General features: G+C 34.9%; 19 protein-coding genes and 1 pseudogene. 7 read left to right on the forward strand and 13 right to left on the reverse strand.

Annotated elements, in window-relative coordinates:
- Positions 1 to 89 precede the first annotated feature (89 nt).
- Together IWX83_RS14485 and IWX83_RS14490 are read right to left on the reverse strand one after the other, a co-directional pair.
- Positions 90 to 1,229: a recombinase family protein gene (locus tag IWX83_RS14485; protein ID WP_196830677.1), complete on the reverse strand. Its 1,140-nt coding sequence runs from the start codon at positions 1,227 to 1,229 to the stop codon at positions 90 to 92.
- Complete coding sequence (locus tag IWX83_RS14490) at positions 1,213 to 1,365, reverse strand: hypothetical protein (protein WP_196830679.1); 153 nt, start codon at positions 1,363 to 1,365, stop codon at positions 1,213 to 1,215. Before IWX83_RS14490 ends, IWX83_RS14485 begins: the two co-directional genes overlap by 17 nt.
- 1,059 nt (positions 1,366 to 2,424) lie before the next feature.
- Between IWX83_RS14490 and IWX83_RS14495 the strand changes: the two genes are divergently transcribed.
- Both IWX83_RS14495 and IWX83_RS14500 read left to right on the forward strand, forming a co-directional pair.
- Positions 2,425 to 2,817, forward strand: a complete 393-nt coding sequence (locus tag IWX83_RS14495) for a single-stranded DNA-binding protein (RefSeq protein WP_196830681.1) — start codon at positions 2,425 to 2,427, stop codon at positions 2,815 to 2,817.
- Between the two features lie 45 nt (positions 2,818 to 2,862).
- A complete protein-coding gene (locus IWX83_RS14500) occupies positions 2,863 to 3,936 on the forward strand; it encodes a DUF932 domain-containing protein (protein ID WP_196830683.1) in 1,074 nt (357 codons plus the stop codon).
- Between the two features lie 368 nt (positions 3,937 to 4,304).
- Here IWX83_RS14500 and IWX83_RS14505 read toward each other — a convergent pair whose 3' ends face one another.
- The 10 genes from IWX83_RS14505 to IWX83_RS14550 all read right to left on the reverse strand — a co-directional run bounded on the left by IWX83_RS14505 (position 4,305) and on the right by IWX83_RS14550 (position 12,790).
- Positions 4,305 to 4,595 (reverse strand): molybdenum ABC transporter permease, encoded by a 291-nt coding sequence (locus IWX83_RS14505; protein ID WP_196830685.1) that lies wholly within the window; start codon positions 4,593 to 4,595, stop codon positions 4,305 to 4,307.
- Between the two features lie 233 nt (positions 4,596 to 4,828).
- Complete coding sequence (gene traN / locus IWX83_RS14510) at positions 4,829 to 5,731, reverse strand: conjugative transposon protein TraN (RefSeq protein ID WP_196830687.1); 903 nt, start codon at positions 5,729 to 5,731, stop codon at positions 4,829 to 4,831.
- A gap of 27 nt (positions 5,732 to 5,758) precedes the next feature.
- Positions 5,759 to 7,060, reverse strand: a complete 1,302-nt coding sequence (traM, locus tag IWX83_RS14515; protein ID WP_196830689.1) for a conjugative transposon protein TraM — start codon at positions 7,058 to 7,060, stop codon at positions 5,759 to 5,761.
- A complete protein-coding gene (locus tag IWX83_RS14520; RefSeq protein ID WP_196830691.1) occupies positions 7,047 to 7,334 on the reverse strand; it encodes a nitrogen regulatory IIA protein in 288 nt (95 codons plus the stop codon). Before IWX83_RS14520 ends, traM begins: the two co-directional genes overlap by 14 nt.
- 11 nt (positions 7,335 to 7,345) lie before the next feature.
- Positions 7,346 to 7,969, reverse strand: coding sequence for a conjugative transposon protein TraK (gene traK / locus IWX83_RS14525; protein ID WP_196830693.1), 624 nt, complete (start codon positions 7,967 to 7,969; stop codon positions 7,346 to 7,348).
- 20 nt (positions 7,970 to 7,989) lie between these two features.
- The gene (gene traJ, locus IWX83_RS14530) at positions 7,990 to 8,982 is read right to left on the reverse strand and encodes a conjugative transposon protein TraJ (protein ID WP_196830695.1); all 993 of its coding nucleotides are present in this window, start codon (positions 8,980 to 8,982) and stop codon (positions 7,990 to 7,992) included.
- A gap of 2 nt (positions 8,983 to 8,984) precedes the next feature.
- A complete protein-coding gene (locus IWX83_RS14535) occupies positions 8,985 to 9,617 on the reverse strand; it encodes a DUF4141 domain-containing protein (RefSeq protein ID WP_196830696.1) in 633 nt (210 codons plus the stop codon).
- A gap of 23 nt (positions 9,618 to 9,640) precedes the next feature.
- Entirely contained in the window at positions 9,641 to 12,145 is a 2,505-nt protein-coding gene (locus IWX83_RS14540; RefSeq protein ID WP_196830698.1) for a TraG family conjugative transposon ATPase, read from the reverse strand.
- Positions 12,142 to 12,474 carry a DUF4133 domain-containing protein gene (locus tag IWX83_RS14545; RefSeq protein WP_196830700.1) on the reverse strand — a complete coding sequence of 111 codons (333 nt, stop codon included), beginning with the start codon at positions 12,472 to 12,474 and terminating at the stop codon, positions 12,142 to 12,144. The genes IWX83_RS14540 and IWX83_RS14545 overlap by 4 nt, the downstream gene beginning before the upstream one ends.
- Positions 12,475 to 12,484: 10 nt before the next feature.
- A complete protein-coding gene (locus IWX83_RS14550) occupies positions 12,485 to 12,790 on the reverse strand; it encodes a DUF4134 domain-containing protein (RefSeq protein ID WP_196830702.1) in 306 nt (101 codons plus the stop codon).
- 355 nt (positions 12,791 to 13,145) lie between these two features.
- Here IWX83_RS14550 and IWX83_RS14555 point away from each other — a divergent pair, with 355 nt between their 5' ends.
- Together IWX83_RS14555 and IWX83_RS17310 are read left to right on the forward strand one after the other, a co-directional pair.
- Positions 13,146 to 13,952, forward strand: a complete 807-nt coding sequence (locus tag IWX83_RS14555) for a type IV toxin-antitoxin system AbiEi family antitoxin (protein WP_196830704.1) — start codon at positions 13,146 to 13,148, stop codon at positions 13,950 to 13,952.
- A gap of 92 nt (positions 13,953 to 14,044) precedes the next feature.
- Positions 14,045 to 14,395 (forward strand): annotated as a pseudogene (locus IWX83_RS17310) (nucleotidyl transferase AbiEii/AbiGii toxin family protein); the annotation flags it as partial.
- 20 nt (positions 14,396 to 14,415) lie between these two features.
- On the opposite strand, the gene IWX83_RS14560 reads toward IWX83_RS17310, so the two are convergent.
- Positions 14,416 to 14,706, reverse strand: a complete 291-nt coding sequence (locus IWX83_RS14560) for a DUF4134 domain-containing protein (RefSeq protein ID WP_196830706.1) — start codon at positions 14,704 to 14,706, stop codon at positions 14,416 to 14,418.
- A gap of 87 nt (positions 14,707 to 14,793) precedes the next feature.
- Between IWX83_RS14560 and IWX83_RS17495 the strand changes: the two genes are divergently transcribed.
- The 3 genes from IWX83_RS17495 to IWX83_RS14575 are packed head-to-tail and all read left to right on the forward strand — an operon-like array spanning position 14,794 to position 16,341.
- On the forward strand, positions 14,794 to 15,159 hold the full coding sequence (locus IWX83_RS17495; RefSeq protein WP_370568433.1) for a helix-turn-helix domain-containing protein: 366 nt from the start codon (positions 14,794 to 14,796) through the stop codon (positions 15,157 to 15,159).
- A 7-nt stretch (positions 15,160 to 15,166) separates the two neighbouring features.
- Complete coding sequence (locus IWX83_RS14570; protein WP_196830707.1) at positions 15,167 to 16,063, forward strand: hypothetical protein; 897 nt, start codon at positions 15,167 to 15,169, stop codon at positions 16,061 to 16,063.
- Entirely contained in the window at positions 16,060 to 16,341 is a 282-nt protein-coding gene (locus IWX83_RS14575; protein WP_196830709.1) for a hypothetical protein, read from the forward strand. Before IWX83_RS14570 ends, IWX83_RS14575 begins: the two co-directional genes overlap by 4 nt.
- The last annotated feature ends 1 nt before the right edge of the window (position 16,342 follow it).

Raw genomic sequence — 16,342 nt, forward strand, 5'->3', positions numbered from 1 at the left:
ACTTATCGGTGAATTCTAAAATACTTTCTCCTGTAAATTTTTCCATTCTTTAAATTTACATAAAAAGTATAAGTAATTATCCGAACACCTCAAAACATTTTTTCTTGTGTCTCTTCTAGCAAGAGTTTCTTTTGTTCTGTTATCAGTTTATTAGATTTTAAATTTTCTTCTATTGCCGCACTAGAAGACTGCTTTATTTCAGACAAGGTACATTCTGGGAGGCTCATTAATTCCCACATTTCTGAAAGCTGTCTATGTGCTTTAATAGCACTAATGTTATTATGCTTAGAAACCTTACACTTATAATAATTAAAATATTTTCCAGATTTACCCCTCGATGGTGCACCTGTAAGCAGGTTACCACAATGACATTTTAGGATTCCTCGAAGTGGTAAGTTTTCATCTAATATAACCCTAATTTTTTCAGGCTTTTTCATCTTATTTTGCACCATTTGCCAAGTTGCTTTATCTATAATAGCTTCATGAATGGCTGGGAAAATCCCACCAGGATACTCTTTAAATCCTTGTACTTGCAACATACCTGCATACACAGGATTTGATAGCACTCTCTCAACAGCAGTATTTCCTTTCGTTCTAAATCCTACTTTATATGCATGTTCTTTTATTTTATAAAGTGGTGTATCATGTAGGTAAGCATCATACATAAATTTAACTACTTTGGCTTCCGTTTCTTCGATAATTAATTTCCGTTCTTTTCCTTCGCCTTGCTTTATATAACCGTAAGGTGGTTTAATACCGATGTATCGCCCTTCTTTTGCTCTAGCGGTATAGAGCCCTCCCCTTATTTTAATACTCCTGTTTATATTATCCTCCTCAGCAAGCAAAAGTTGTAATCCCGCTCTGAAAAAACTTCCAGGAGTATCATAGTCAAATGTTATTCCCTCAGTAACACTAACTACTTGGATATTGTATTTTCTTTGAAGCATCTTAACCATACTCATTGCTTCTCCAGCGTCCCTACTAAATCTGTCCATTTGATCCACCAAAAGATAGTCAACAGTTCTAAAATGTTTAGAGATGAAATTTTGAAGTTTTATGAAATCTGGTCTGTCAAATGTCTTGGCACTTCTACCTCGATCAATAAAGGTATCCGCTAATTCAACATTGTTAAATTTCAACCATTGATCCGTATAAAGCTCCTGTCTTTCAATGGAACCATTACTTTGTCCCAACTGACTAAATCTTAAGTATCTAATCGCTCTTTTCATTTAATTCATTTAATGTTATAGAAACAATAATTTCAATCAGTAAATTTACGAATTTCTGCTCATTTAGCTTCTCAATATCAAATTTTAACTCCTCTATCTTTCCATCAATCAAGCTCTTATCTTCCTGTTCCATCATTTACCTCCTTTTCACTTTATGCAAATGAATTTTATTTTGCTTTGTTAATTATTTATTTGCGTACACATAAATAAATTTAACAGCAAGGCCAGTTAATCAAACGGGAATGTCATGCCAAGGCTCTTTTTGACTACTAGTGGCATTTAACATCGGCTGATATATCATTTTGTTTGTCAGTGGTAATACGTATAAATAAATTTTCTGTTTCCATGGCTAAATTATATTTATCCCATTTCTATCACCTGTACTATTTCACTATTGCCTTTTCTAAAATTGAGGACTAAATAAGTAAATTAGCTCAATAAACAATCAATATAAGTTGTCCCGTTCAATACTTAATACTAATGAATAGACTTCTCTTTCTTGTAGATAAATATCCTTTGACAATGCATTATTTTCTTAAATTTTAAAATTCAGCTCAGACTTTAAGAACCCTGCCCTTTTTATCCGTAGCACAATCCTCAAAGCACATTTTTCCTACCGTTACTCTCCAGTAAAAAAGAGCTTAATCGGATATCTGATAAAAGAATCTTAAAAAATCAAAGACTTATACCATACACTATTTTTTAAGATCCTTTTACGCGGCTTTCGACGCCACTTATTATAGGAAAATACTAGACACTTAGAGTTTTCTAGTAGTTATATCACGTTAGTTCTTTCTTTTTAAATCATATAGAACCATTTCCTTAATGCCTTTTCCAGGGCTTCCACTCTTTTTTTATTCAAGAACCAATATGCTTTTTTGTTCCATTTCAAGAGCAAAGGTCTCCTAGTGTTCTTAACGCAAAAACAAGGTCAAGCCCTACGGGTTTATCAAAAAATCTCCACCCATTCGGGTTGTATTTATTTGACAAAACCTTGCTTTTGCTAAACACTACCCTTTTATGCTCGTGAAACGAAACAAAGCATACTCCGGCTCTTTATACGAATAAAAAAAATGTCAATTATGGAAAACAGTAGTAGTAGCATTAGAAATGGTAATAGAGTGAAACAAAACAGCTCCTCCTCTCATTACCGAATAAATTAATTAAAAAAAAATAACCCTAAAAATAAAAAATCATGAATATCATCGGAAGATTGACAAAGGATGGGGAAATCCACAGAACCCCGCAGGACAAACAAGTGGTAAATTTTTCAGTAGCTATCAATGATAGCTACCAAAATAAGCAAGGCGAACGAATAGAGCAAACTAGCTATTTTGATTGCTCCTACTGGATAAGTCCAAATGTAGCAAAAATACTCACCAAAGGCGCTTTAGTAGAGCTAACAGGAAGAGTAAGTACAAGAGCCTGGACAGCTAATAACGGTGAATTAAGAGCAGGGTTAAATTTTCACACGGCTACTATTAAATTACACGGTATTAATAAGAAAATTGAACATACACAAGCTACTGTAAAACAAGAAAACACAAAGGCCATTATACAAGAACCTGTAGATGACCTACCATTTTAACATTAAATAATTAATCATTTTTTCAACTTTTAAAATTTTAATATCATGGCACACAATTTAAATTTCAACGAAAGAACGGGACGTTATTCATTTTTTGGCGTACAACAAAAAGCTTGGCACGGTTTAGGTCAAATAGTAACAGACTATCCGACAAGTGCAGAAGCTATTAACCACGCAGGACTTGACTATGAAGTTATAAAAAGTCCTCTTTATTCCAAGGTATCAAACATAATTGATCCTACTGACAGTTTAGAAATTAGGGACAATGAACTAAAAGTGCCTAATTATTTTGCTACTACCCGTACCGATAACAATACTGTTTTGGGTGTAGTCGGTAAAGAGTATCATATTGTACAAAATCGTGAAGCATTTGGTTTCTTTGATGCTATTGTAGGTGGTACAGATGGAATTATGTACGAGACTGCAGGCGCTTTAGGAAATGGAGAACGCATTTTTATTACAGCAAAATTACCTGACTATATTCGTGTTGGTACTGGTGATGATGTTACAGAAAAATATATTTTCCTCACTACTTCACACGATGGTAGCGGAAGTGTTACGGCAGCTTTTACACCTGTTAGAATTGTATGCCAAAATACACTAAACGCTTCACTTCGAAATATGAGCAACGTGGTACGCATCCGCCATACTTCGGGAGCAAAACAACGTTTGGATAACGCTCACAAAGTAATGGGATTAGCAAACGAATTTAGTAATCAACTAGAGGGAATTTTTAATGAATGGTCAAAAGTAAGAGTAAACGACAACGAGGTTAAAAAATTGATACAATTAGCACTATGTCCCAACAAGGAAACCTTACAGCATATTAAAAACGGAAATGAGGACGAAATATCAACCGTTTTTAAAAATACGGTTGAAGATGCCTTTGCCTATGCTATGACGAGCGACTCACAACAAATGGAAACGACAAAAGGCACTTTGTTTGGCGCTTATAACGCAGTTACAGGCTACTACCAAAATGTACGTAGCTATAAGAACAATGAAGCAAAATTACAATCTATTATTTTGGGAGGTACTGCACAATCAAAATCGCAAAAGGCTTTTGAAATCTGTACCTCATTTCAAAAAAATGGTACTGACGTTTTCAACTTCAATTAAAAAGGCTTTAAAATTAAAGGCGACTACTCACAAAAGTAGTCGCCTATTTTAACAATTTCTATTATTTTTCAGAATAAAGTTTTTTTCTAAATCTTAAAGATTTTAGGGCACAACCTATTCCGGTTGCATTACTTCAAAGTCTGGATGCAAAAAGACACTCCCTTCCAATGGTCGGGAAAGTCTTTTTGCGGGAAATGATACAACCATTTTGGTAAAACAACAATCGCACAGATTCTCATTGCTCTTTATATTTTACCAAAAAGCTCGTGATTATTGGTTAGGATAGTCAGTATCCTATTTTTTTTTACTGGACTTCTTTTCTTTCCACATAAGTGACAAAAGAAAAGAAGCAAAAGAATGCCACTTTATTATTTTGGATTTTGATCGTGTTTAAATGGAACTTCTTTTTGAATTAGCACTTTGTTATCTTTCTGTTGTTTTGAATAACTCCATAATAAAAGTAGTCCAAAAATAATCAGAATATAAGCAATCCATCTTCCTGTACGTTCCAGAAATGAAATAAGGACTGATTTTTCATAACTTGAAAAACTTTCCGCTCCCAAAGGACTTCTTCTGTAAAATTTTCTTCTGTTTATCCAATAACGAATACCAAAACCACTTAGCAAAGCTAAACCACTTAAAACCATTGTTGGATTCATAATTTGATTTTTTTTAATTTTAAATTTAGTAAAAACTACCTCATCAGTACGGAACTTACTATTTATAGATCAGCAAGTTGCGTACTTATTTATAAACAGAAAAAAAAACACTGTAATATACCCAACAAAAATAGGCTATATCACAAGTCGTGAAACAGCCTATTTGCCCATTATTATATTTTGAATACTATGAGAGAATTATCCTCAAATACCTCCTTTATAAAGAACCAATTTTAATTATGAAACTTCCTGTCTTTTATCAGTATTGCTTTGAGTAAATCTGAATTTTTAAGTTTTATCAACTGATGTCTCGCTCCGTTTTTCTCATAAATTTCTATCAGGAGTACTTTGTCATCGGCAATAGTAAATTGATCCAATAAAAATATATTTCGCTCTACCGTTTTACCTTTAATTTCGTCCAATGGTTTGTAAATTCTTAGTGGATTCAACGTCATTTCTTGTATAACCGTACGTTTGGCTAGCTTTTTATCAACTACTTTGAAAGTAACATAGTCGACAAGGAAAGAGACATAACTGCAATTAGTAACTTGAGTATGGAAATAGAACTTGCCATCATCTACATAGATTCCTTTTAACATGAACTCGACACCATAACTTCTAGCACCCTTATTCTTTATTAAACGTTTGTCTTTTTTGTATATCGTTCCCATTAAATCGTCTACCAGTGAAGGCGAATTTTTTCCGAGTTCTTCAAAAAGAACATCATTTGAATTCTCTCTATTTATCCCTTTCTGCATTTCTAAAAGATTATAATTCATATCCACAGGACTAGAATTGTAGAGGACATTGAAATTATAAAAATGTCCGTCTTCTGTAATTACGGAAAAGTTTGTTTCCTCATCGAAATTACGGACTGAAGCTTTTACTCTTAATACATTTTCTGCATCTTCTGCTTTGCTTGCAATCAAATAGTCACTTCCTAAATCTACGTATCGTATTGCAGAAGGAAAGAGTAGATGCGACGTTTTACTATAAGTTACCTCTATCGGGTACGGATCTATTTTTTCTAAGTACAATTTTTGGGCATTAGTAACAGTCACTTGCCCTTCTGATTCCATACTGTATCCTAAAAATAAGACCAGTACTATTACTATATATTTTTTTGTAGTTTTCATATTTAAATTTTTTATTAAAGTGAATAATTATTTTTTTGACACTAGAAACACTTGAAGGCCTGCCTTCAAAGTGACTTTTGGAGTTTTCATTTTTTTTGAAAAATAACCTGAAATACCCTGCACAAGGCCACGGCTCAAATCGCCAGCTATCTGTTGTCCTGGGGAACTTGAAAGCATAATACTGCTTCCTGAAGTTTGTCCCATATTGGCAGCCATTTCTTTTAGAGCGCTCATTTCGGGAGAATAGGGTACAAATAATCCTTGTTGTCCATCTAATCCATAGATAGTAAGATCAACAGGGAGGATAGTACCATCCAACTCAATAGAAGTAATTTTCATTTGCAGCCTTCCTTGATTAAATTTTGAATTTGCCGTCAACACCGTTCCTTGCGGAATAATATGATTTTGCATTTTGGCAGGCTCTAATAAACGTAAACGAACACTACTTTCCACTGATACTAACTGTGTGGTTTGGATAACTGCTCGAATACTATTTTTGAGCTGTGTCTCCTTTTCGATTTTCCCTGCAGTGTAAAATCCTCGATTACGACTTTCGCTCCAATTGGCTATAAATGAACTGTCAGGAAGATCTCTATTCAATGACGAAACAGCATTTTTTCGAGCAGGAATAAATGAAATAAAAGATTCCTTTTCGGTTGAAGCAGTAGAAACAGCCATTGTTTTTTCATTTAATTGTTCCGTTGAAGTCTTATTGACTGCCAAATATTTAGCCGCCATTTGATATGACTTCTCCATTAACTCCAATTGATTGTCAACAATATTGGTAGGTGTTTCTTCCTTTCTTGCTAACTCTTTTTTTACCTCATCTAATTGTTTGCGTAATTCCTGCGTTTCAGATTTATCATTATTGTAAAAACTGCCCAATGTATTTTGTGCATTGCGATAACTATTCAGCGAAGTATTAGTATTGGTTTCTTTTTCTGTTTCAGGAACATCTTGCAATGATTCTTCTGTACTCCCCTCATTCCAGTAATCAGAAAGAGAGGTTAGCGCATTTTGTTTTTCTCGATTTTTTTGTTCCACTATTTCCTGTTCATAGGCTTTTTGTTTATCATTCTGTAAACCGATAGTAGAAGCCGGAGGAACGGAATCATTGAGACCTACATCTTCTGTCTTTCTTATGTTTTCCGATGGTTTGAATAGTAGATACATACAACCAAGAAATACTATACCCATCAACGCAAACAGGATTGGCTTTTTAAATTTTTCTACATTATTATCTGAAGATTCTCGCGCTATATCTGTACTTTTATCTAAGCTACCATCCGTAACCAAGACCGTATTTTTTTTGTTTTCACTTTCTTTCATGTTTTCTGTTTTTTATAATTAACAACAAGGAATCCCGTAGCGATGCTGTGGATTCGTTCTTTTTGAGAAGAGCGTTTTCAATACGCTCCTCATCCAGCTTACTGCTGTATTTTCCGGTTTCAAACCAAACGCTAAGTGTAACAACTACAGTAAGAATCAAATAACTGATAAAAGAATACAGAATGTACTTATACTGTTTTAGAAGAGGAAGTGCTCTCCAGCGTACATCAATCTTTATTAACCATAAGTCAATATTTGTTCGAAGATTTTCCATCTTGGTTTATTTTAACGTTCAATAATTTCTAGATCATTATTCTGCAGCACAGTAAACTTTTCTATATTGAAGCCTTGCGGATTAGTATCCGAACGAACGGAATTTACAAGGTAACAGGAGGTAACTAGATTGCGTTTGGTTACATTACTAGAGCGAATGATGAACTGCTTAGCATAAGTTTTTACAGCATAAGGATAGGTTTCAAAGTTGCATATCACACTATCTACTTCAAGGCGTTGTTGCACATTACCTGAAATAATCCGATTGTAATACCCCTTTTCAGCTAAGTCTTTGTAATAATCAAAAGCGCTTTTGTCTGCTAGATTAAATGCTCTTTTCATATTATTTTCTATAGCACTCTTGTCTGGTGCGAGTGTAAAGAAAAGCTCATGAAATCGGCGTATGTGTTCCCGAGCTTCTACAGGACGATTGATTGAAGCGTCTTGCGCCAACGCTAGCATTAATGATTTTCCGTTATCCAACACATAAACTTTTTGACGCTGCAATTCTGCAAACCGATACGATTCCCAAATTGCATATCCTGCTACTCCAACACAGAGTACTGCAAATACTATGGCATACAGTCGGATTTGTTTAAAGCTATTTTCGATATTTCTTAATGTTTTAAATTCCATTTTACTTTAATTTTAAATTGTTATTTCATTAATCTCCCCCCAATATTTCCAGTAACTGCTCCCGTACCAGCTCCTACAATATTTCCAGTTTTAGCGCTAGTTTGATTTATATTACGAACAAAGTTTCCTGCTCCCCCTGCCTGAATAATCCACCCAGTCACCGTAGGAATGGTGAAATATCCAATGATGCCAATAATCATAAAGATGATGTATACCGTACTGGATGAATCTGGAATAAAATTAGGATCGGATAAACTGTCAATATCCTTTTGCAGTATTAACGATTGGATCTTGGACAACATCGAGCTGAAAAGGTCAGAAACTGGCAACCAGAGATACACACTAATGTATCGAGTAAACCACTGTGTTAAGGTGGACTGAAACCCATCCCAAACCGAAATAGCAAAAGCTATGGGGCCTAAAATTGATAGCACAATCAAGAAGAAAGTTCGTATCGTGTCAATGACCAGTGCAGCAGCTTGAAAAAGCACTTCTAAAAATTCTCGAAAACTATCGCGAATCATTTTCTTGATACTATACATTTCTCTTTCAATATACATACCCGATATGGTTGCTAAATCGGAAGGCGTCCATCCTAATTCATCCAATTTCTTATCAAATTCTTCATCCGATGCTAAATAGGCAGTCTCAGGATTTCGAAGCATAGCCTCTCTTTCCAGTTGGTCTTTCTGCTGTTGTAAAACATTCAAGTCCAAAACTTGATTTTCTAATATGCTATGGGTTCCTTGTACTATTGGACTAAGTACCCCATTGAGCGTTCCTAAAATAATCGTTGGAAAAAACATGATACAGAGTCCTAAAGCAAATGGCCGAAGTAACGGAAATACATCTATCGGTTCTGCGCTACTTAGTGCCTGCCACACTTTTAATGCTACATAAAACAAAGCACCCAATCCAGCTAAACCTTTTGCTACTGCTGCCATATCAGCTGATAGTGGCAACATCTCGTCATAGAGCGATCGTAGTACTTGGTGTAGATTACTAAATTCCATGATTACCAGTATTTTTGATTAGCAGTTCCATAAAGCTCCAATACCCTTTTACTACTGTTTGCTTTCTTAGCTCGCAGATAACTAACCGAAATATTTTTATTGGTAAAATAACGAACCAAATTGTGGTACTCTTTTACTTTTAGATAAACACGATCAATAATATCCATTCGCTCCTTATCAGTAAGCGACAAGCTGGAAGTGCTTACAATTTGCTTTAGCTCTTTCAGAAGTTCGGTGCTTTCATTTAACAATATGGAATACCCATTAGCAATAGCCGTTAATTCTTGTTCATTAAAATTAGGATCGTTCAACATTTTCCCAAAATTACTTACATACATCTCAGAGACATCACCAACAAGTAATACGGTCTGCTGTACTTTTCGAGCATCCTTTACTAGGTTATTTACAGCCTTTAGCTTGTCATAATATTCTTTTCCTTGATTATATACTTTTTGGACTTCTTTAAAGTTGTTAATCATGTTAGTCGCTGTGGTTGAAGTTTGTATAATCTGTCTCGCTGAATTGACTATTCCTTGAGCCAAATTGGTAGGATCTGTTACCACCCACTGTGCTTTAGCAGTCGGCACGACAGCAAATAAAATTACCATGCACACCATAATTTTTAAATTTTTCATTTTTATTCGTTTTTAAATTTTTACTATTTGTTTTCTTTTTCCCTTTTTTCAAGAGCTAATCTTTTAATGGCCTGTTCTACATTTCCATTCAGTTCTCCCGCAAGACGCATCACTTCTAACTTTTCGGTTTCTTCTGTGGTATAGGCTAAATATTCTTCAAGACTCACTTCTGTAGCATATACTGCCGAATGCGTACCTCCTAGTCCAATCCAAACTTCTTTGTATAACCTATTAGGATCATTGTTCATATTAATCGAAAGTACCTGTGCTTTTTCTTTTTCAGTCAGACCAAGCATGGCTTGGATATCATCAAATTTGTTCATGTACTTTCGTTGGTCAAGGAGTATTTTACAATCCGAATTATTAATGATACTTTCTTTCACAATGGGTGATTGAATAATATCATCTACTTCTTGGGTAACAACAATCGCTTCTCCAAAAAACTTCCGTACCGTTTTAAAAAGGTATTTGATGTACTCTGCCATTCCCTCTTTTGCAATAGCTTTCCAAGCTTCTTCAATCAGAATGAGCTTCCTAACTCCTTTCAAACGTCGCATCTTGTTGATGAAAACTTCCATAATGATGATGGTCACAATTGGAAAAAGGATTTTATGATCTTTGATAGCATCAATTTCGAAAACAATAAATCGCTTGGAAAATAAGTCCAATTGCTTTTCAGAATTCAGTAGGTAATCGTATTCCCCTCCTTTGTAATAGGGCTCTAGTACATTGAGGAAGTTGGCAATATCAAAGTCTTTTTCTCGCACCTGCTTTTCCTGCAATACTTTTCTATAGTCCCCTTTTACAAATTCATAAAACCCATTGAAAGAAGCAAATTTATCATGCTGCTTGATACGTTCAATATAACCACTCACGGCATTGGACAATGCAACTTCCTCTGAACGAGTGGGTGGTTCATCATCCCGTTTCCATAAAGTCAATATCAAAGTTTTGACACTTTCTCTTTTCTCAATATCGAATACACCATCATCGGTGTAAAAAGGATTAAAGGCAATAGGATTGTCCTCTGTGTAGGTGAAATAAACCCCATCTTCTCCTTTGGTTTTTCCTTTGATGAGTTCGCACAAACCTTGATACGAATTACCAGTATCTACCAATAAAACATGTGCACCTTGCTCATAATATTGTCTGACCATGTGATTGGTGAAAAATGATTTTCCAGAGCCTGAAGGCCCCAAAATAAACTTATTCCTATTCGTGATAATACCCTTTTTCATTGGCAAATCAGAAATATCCAAATGGATGGGTTTTCCAGTAAGTCGGTCAGCCATCTTGATTCCGAAAGGAGACGGTGAACTTTTATAGTTGGTTTCCTCCGTAAAAAAACAAAGCGCAGGTTCTATAAAGGTGTAAAAACTTTCTTCACTTGGAAAATCTCCTGCATTGCCTGGCATTCCTGCCCAATAAAGGGTAGCGACATCAGTAGTGTTGTGCCTTGGTTTGCATTCCATCAAAGCCAAAGCGCTACCTGTGTCGTTCTTTAACTGTTTTAGTTCTGCTGGATTATCAGACCAAGCCATTACGTTGAAATGCGCCCGAATAGAAGCATGACCAAACGAGTGTGCTTCGTTCAAATAGCGTTCGATCCATTCCTTATTGATTTGATTGGCTCTGCTATAGCGTGCCAACGAATGCATGTTTCGTGCTGACTTCTCGAACTTCCGAAGGTTGTCCTCACTGTTATCCAAAAAAAGATACTGGTTGTAGATGTGGCTATAAGACAACAATAATCCTACTGGTGCAGCAAAAGACAAGAGACAATCACTCCTATCAGTGGACAGTTTTTCGTATCGAGTTTCTGCAGAAACCGAACTAGGCAGATCATCCGTATCGGACAACGTATGCAAACACAATCTTTTGTTTCCAATACGAACTTCTTCCGCTCCCAAAGCAATATCCTGCATTGGTGTCCCCTCCTCTCTTGAAAGACTGAGGTATTGTTCCAATAATCCTTGTTTGTCAGTTGTTCCAATGATGTCTTCCTCACTCAATCGTTCCAATTTTACAAAACTCGAATCATTGACGATACGCTCGAACTGTGCTACCGATTCCATAAAACGATGCATTGTTTCCTTATCTCTTATTTCTTTTGGAATAAGTACCCCTTTGCAAAGCGAAGAGAAATTACTCTGCATTCGCATACATTCTTTGGATGTTTTTGTTAAGAACAGATAACAATAATGATTGAGAAACGGACGCTCATTAAAATGTTGTTGGTAGGATTTTGCCAAAAAACTCAAATCTTCTTTTGCTATATCAGGAGCATAATTTTCCTTGATGTACCAATCCTGTTTGTGTACCACCGTGTAATCGGGCAAAGTTTTTATAGCCTTGTGCCAAGCTGAATGAATGGCATCATATTCCGCAGAGGCAACTGTAAAAAGCTCTGGTAGCTGAACTCGAAAACAAGCTGTGATATCGGCATCCTTTGAGATAATGCAATTATTTTCTACTGCGAGCAACGGAAACTTAGATTCCAGTGTAGTCGCTTTTGATTTATTTCTCATGGCTGGTACAGTTTAGAATTCAACTTAAAATAACGATGCACAGACTTGCGACAGATGATATATCGTGGATGTCGTTTATTCGCTCCTACTTTCATCAAACCATGTTCACCATACTTTCTGTTTAGTAAAAAAGTTTGCCACACCAATAGCGATCCCCCACCGATTCCTATAAACAAACACAAATAAGAATTGACACCAGTTATATACAAGATCATTATCAGGATAAGCATCCCGAGCAGACCACCTGCAAATAGGAACAAATACTGTGCTTTCAGTCCTTTGAATTCTACCGTTCTTCCAATGCCTTTATTAATACTATACGTATTCATACCGCAAAAACTAAAGGAAGAAAGAACGTAAAACAGTTGCCGCAACAATCAAAAAGATACAAGCTCCAAACCAACTCGCCGCCGTCTTGCTAGTATCTGGATCACCGCTACTAAATTTGTTATACACCTTAACCCCACCAATAAGTCCCACCACTGCACCAATAGCATAAATAAGCTGGGTAGCAGGATCAAAATAAGAAGTTACCATTTGAGTCGCTTCTGTAATTCCTGCAGTTCCGTTTCCTTGCGCAAATGCATAAAATGCTGACAGCATTGTTACCGCTAGCAGCACTACTTTTTTTCTTTGATTTTCCATGATTTAGATTAATTAATTTTTTCTACGTTCCTGCACCTTGCAGGAGTTAGGGGCAAATATCTTTTGCAATCGGTAAGGTTATTATAAAGCGGCAGTTAAGGGAATTGCTTGGCAGAAGAAGACTTGACAACTTGGTTTGTGATAATAAAAAACACTAAATTTGATTTGAAAAAAAACACATATCGCAAATCGCAATATGCAATATCATTAAAAACTATTCTATACAGTTTATAATTATGACAATAAAAAGAGTACAGAAATATATCTTTTTTGTTGCCTTTAATAAAATTATTAATTAAGTTTACATCTGCAATAAGGTATGAACTTAATACCTTATTGCAGACAAAAACTTAAAATGAAAACTAATTACGCTTATTTAGAAGACTTTATTAATGAATTACGTTCCAACGGAAGGTATGCCTTTTCGTTGCAAGAAGTAAGAAACCAATTTGATCAGTCTGATCAAGCGATTAAAAAGGCACTTCAACGACTTAAAAAGAAAAAAGAAATTGCCTTAATAAGAAATGAATTTTACGTAATAATTACATCAGAGTACAGGAGTAAAGGGACTCTTCCACCTTCCTTATTCATTTCGGAATTAATGAAATTTTTGCGAAAAGATTATTATATTGGATTACTAAATGCAGCATCGTATTATGGTGCTGCACATCAACAGCCTCAATCATTTTCTGTAATAACTATGAAACCTAGTTTAAGAAATATCAATAATGACAACCTAAAAATAAACTTTTACATTAAAAAGAAATGGTCGAAAGTTGATATAATCCAAAAGAAAGTTGATACAGGATATATAAACGTTTCATCTCCCGAATTAACTGCTTTGGATTTGGTGTGTTATTTTGATCAAGCGGGAGGTCTTAATAGGGTTGCAACCGTGCTAGAAGAACTTTGTGAAAGCATTGATGCGACTAAATTGCTTGATATCTCAAAATATTATTCACCTATAACTGCGGTACAACGATTAGGTTTTTTGCTAGAGGAGATTTTAGATATGCGGGATTTAAGCGATCCAATTAAAGAATATCTAAAAACAATAAAATATTTTCCAGTATTATTAAGACCACAAAAGGGGAAAACGGAGATGATAACAGGTAATGACTGGAAGGTTGTACAAAATTTAGAAATAGAAACAGATTTATGATTCCAAAAGCCTATATAACTGCATGGCGTAAAAAAGCACCCTGGCAAGAGGATTTCCAGGTAGAACAAGATTTGGTCATTGAAAGAGCCTTAATGGCGATATATAGCGATGACTATTTAAAAGCAAAATTAGCTTTTAGAGGAGGAACAGCTCTACACAAATTGTATCTGTCACCCGCAGCAAGATATTCTGAAGACATTGATTTGGTACAAATTACTGCAGAGCCATTTGGTCCTATTATGGATAAACTTCGTGAAGTATTGTCTTTTTTGGGAGACAAACCTATACGCAAACAAAAACAACATAACAACACATTAGTGTACCGTTTTGATTCAGAAGATGGGGTTCCTTTAAGGCTAAAAGTTGAAGTTAACTGCAGAGAACATCACACCATTTTTGGCATTCAAGAAGTACCGTACACTATGCAATCTGAATGGTTCACCGGAGCAATATCAATACCATCCTATGACTTAACCGAGTTGTTGGGAACAAAAATGCGTGCACCAAACCAACTCGCCGCAGTCTTGCTAGTATCAGGATCACCACTACTAAATTTATTATACACCTTAACCCCACCAATTAGACCCACAATTGCTCCAATAGCATAAATAAGCTGGGTAGCAGGATCAAAATAAGAAGTGACCATTTGTGTAGCCTCAGTGATTCCCGCTGTACCGTTTCCTTGTGCAAATGCACCAAATGCTGATAGCATAGCAATCGCTACCAACACTAGTTTTTTTCTTTGATTTTCCATGATTTAAATAGTTTTTTTGTTCTCTATTCCTGCACTTTACAGGATTTCGCAACAAAGGTGTTTCAGAAATTGAGGTGAGATAACAAAGTGGCAGTAATTGGAAATACTTTGCGGTTGGTGGCATTAGAAAAGAAATATTCGTCAATGAAAATTGATATGCAAGTTTTGAATTTTATGACTTGTTGTTGCTTCAATGCAACTTTTAGATTACATTTACTAACTCATAATAAAGACTATTATAATTCTTTTAAGATGAAAATATCAGGCAGACATATTGGAGAAATACTGAAAGAAGCCAGAGAAAAAATGCAATTAGCTAAAAAAGCTGGTAAAAAAAGAAGTTATATATCTAAAATAGAAACTGATTATGGTAATAATATTAAACTCCAGACCCTTAAAGAATTTGTAGAAAAAGGATTTGAAGGTAGTGTTAAAATTGATTTAGAACTCTGATTGGTATATGGATACATTATTAAAAAATGCCTTTAAAATGCAAATTCTATCTAAAGAAGGATTTGAATTCGAAGAGTTTATTGACGAACTATTTCTTTTGAAATATGGTGTAGATAATTATAGTCCTATCAGAAGGATTAGAGATAAAGGTAATGACGGCACTATTTTAACTGAGCAAAAGATATTGGCTTGCTATGCTCCAAGAAAGTACAATAAAGCAGATTTTGAAACAAAAGTAATAGGAGCAAAAAATAAAGAAGGAGATTTCGAAAAATACCAAAAAAATTGGAAAACTGAATATCCTTATTGGGAGATGTATGTAAACCACGAAGTTGCTCCAGAACAATTAACCCTTATTCAAGGATTAGACGGTAATACTTCAATCAAAGGTATAGACCAAATACTTTCTATTATAGATGATTTGACTTCAAGTAAAAAACGAAGACTTGCATCTTATTTGGGAATTGAAAATTTCTTTATCCAAGATTACATTCAGGAAATCATTAATGATTTATTAAATGCTTCAAATGTAGAGGATAAAGCCCTGCATTTTGACAAAAGGACATTGGTACCGCCTCAAAAGAAAATTGAGGTAAACTTTGAGCAGGAAGATTGGGATGGAATGAATTCGGAGATGATATTGGTAATGGAAGAATTTACTACAATTAACAATATACTTTCTGGTTATAACGATGATGAAATCAATATATTAAAAAGAAGGATAATAAATGATTACAATAAACTTTCAGGCAGTTTTAAAAAAAGATTATATAATCTTACAGACCAATATACCAGAGAATATGGCAATCCCAAAGATGATGAATATGCAAAATGCGTTAAATCCATATTGTTGTATATGTTTGAGCAATGTTTAATTGGAAGAAAAACAGATACTGAATTATGATATTACCTCAACCAGAAAGCAATTTAAAAACCAATCTTATGGTATTGGGAGCAGACATTATCAGTATTATGGGCAATTCTCCATTTAAAAATAAATATGTAATTGTGGATGACGTGATGCAGAAGTTTTTAAAAAGAGACAAAGACAGAACACCAGACCTTTTTTTGTATGCGCTAACTTTTTTGCATACGCTTGGTAGCGTAGAAAAAAAAGGATATAAAATAAAATTGGTAAAGAAAGAAAATGAAGAAAAAAACCAAATAACTTTATTCGACTAAG

The organism is Flavobacterium sp. CG_9.1 (assembly GCF_015751645.1).
In the GTDB taxonomy this organism is placed as follows: domain Bacteria; phylum Bacteroidota; class Bacteroidia; order Flavobacteriales; family Flavobacteriaceae; genus Flavobacterium; species Flavobacterium xanthum.

Coding starts and splice junctions, on each gene's coding strand:
- IWX83_RS14490 (WP_196830679.1), bottom strand. CDS start 1,365: ATGATGGAACAGGAAGATAAGAGCTTGATTGATGGAAAGATAGAGGAG.
- IWX83_RS14560 (WP_196830706.1), bottom strand. CDS start 14,706: ATGGAAAATCAAAGAAAAAAACTAGTGTTGGTAGCGATTGCTATGCTA.
- IWX83_RS14555 (WP_196830704.1), top strand. CDS start 13,146: ATGAAAACTAATTACGCTTATTTAGAAGACTTTATTAATGAATTACGT.
- IWX83_RS14500 (WP_196830683.1), top strand. CDS start 2,863: ATGGCACACAATTTAAATTTCAACGAAAGAACGGGACGTTATTCATTT.
- IWX83_RS14575 (WP_196830709.1), top strand. CDS start 16,060: ATGATATTACCTCAACCAGAAAGCAATTTAAAAACCAATCTTATGGTA.
- IWX83_RS14520 (WP_196830691.1), bottom strand. CDS start 7,334: ATGGAAAATCTTCGAACAAATATTGACTTATGGTTAATAAAGATTGAT.
- IWX83_RS14545 (WP_196830700.1), bottom strand. CDS start 12,474: ATGAATACGTATAGTATTAATAAAGGCATTGGAAGAACGGTAGAATTC.
- IWX83_RS14570 (WP_196830707.1), top strand. CDS start 15,167: ATGGATACATTATTAAAAAATGCCTTTAAAATGCAAATTCTATCTAAA.
- IWX83_RS14550 (WP_196830702.1), bottom strand. CDS start 12,790: ATGGAAAATCAAAGAAAAAAAGTAGTGCTGCTAGCGGTAACAATGCTG.
- traJ (WP_196830695.1), bottom strand. CDS start 8,982: ATGGAATTTAGTAATCTACACCAAGTACTACGATCGCTCTATGACGAG.
- IWX83_RS14485 (WP_196830677.1), bottom strand. CDS start 1,229: ATGAAAAGAGCGATTAGATACTTAAGATTTAGTCAGTTGGGACAAAGT.
- IWX83_RS14495 (WP_196830681.1), top strand. CDS start 2,425: ATGAATATCATCGGAAGATTGACAAAGGATGGGGAAATCCACAGAACC.
- IWX83_RS14535 (WP_196830696.1), bottom strand. CDS start 9,617: ATGAAAAATTTAAAAATTATGGTGTGCATGGTAATTTTATTTGCTGTC.
- traK (WP_196830693.1), bottom strand. CDS start 7,969: ATGGAATTTAAAACATTAAGAAATATCGAAAATAGCTTTAAACAAATC.
- traN (WP_196830687.1), bottom strand. CDS start 5,731: ATGAAAACTACAAAAAAATATATAGTAATAGTACTGGTCTTATTTTTA.
- IWX83_RS14540 (WP_196830698.1), bottom strand. CDS start 12,145: ATGAGAAATAAATCAAAAGCGACTACACTGGAATCTAAGTTTCCGTTG.
- traM (WP_196830689.1), bottom strand. CDS start 7,060: ATGAAAGAAAGTGAAAACAAAAAAAATACGGTCTTGGTTACGGATGGT.
- IWX83_RS14505 (WP_196830685.1), bottom strand. CDS start 4,595: ATGAATCCAACAATGGTTTTAAGTGGTTTAGCTTTGCTAAGTGGTTTT.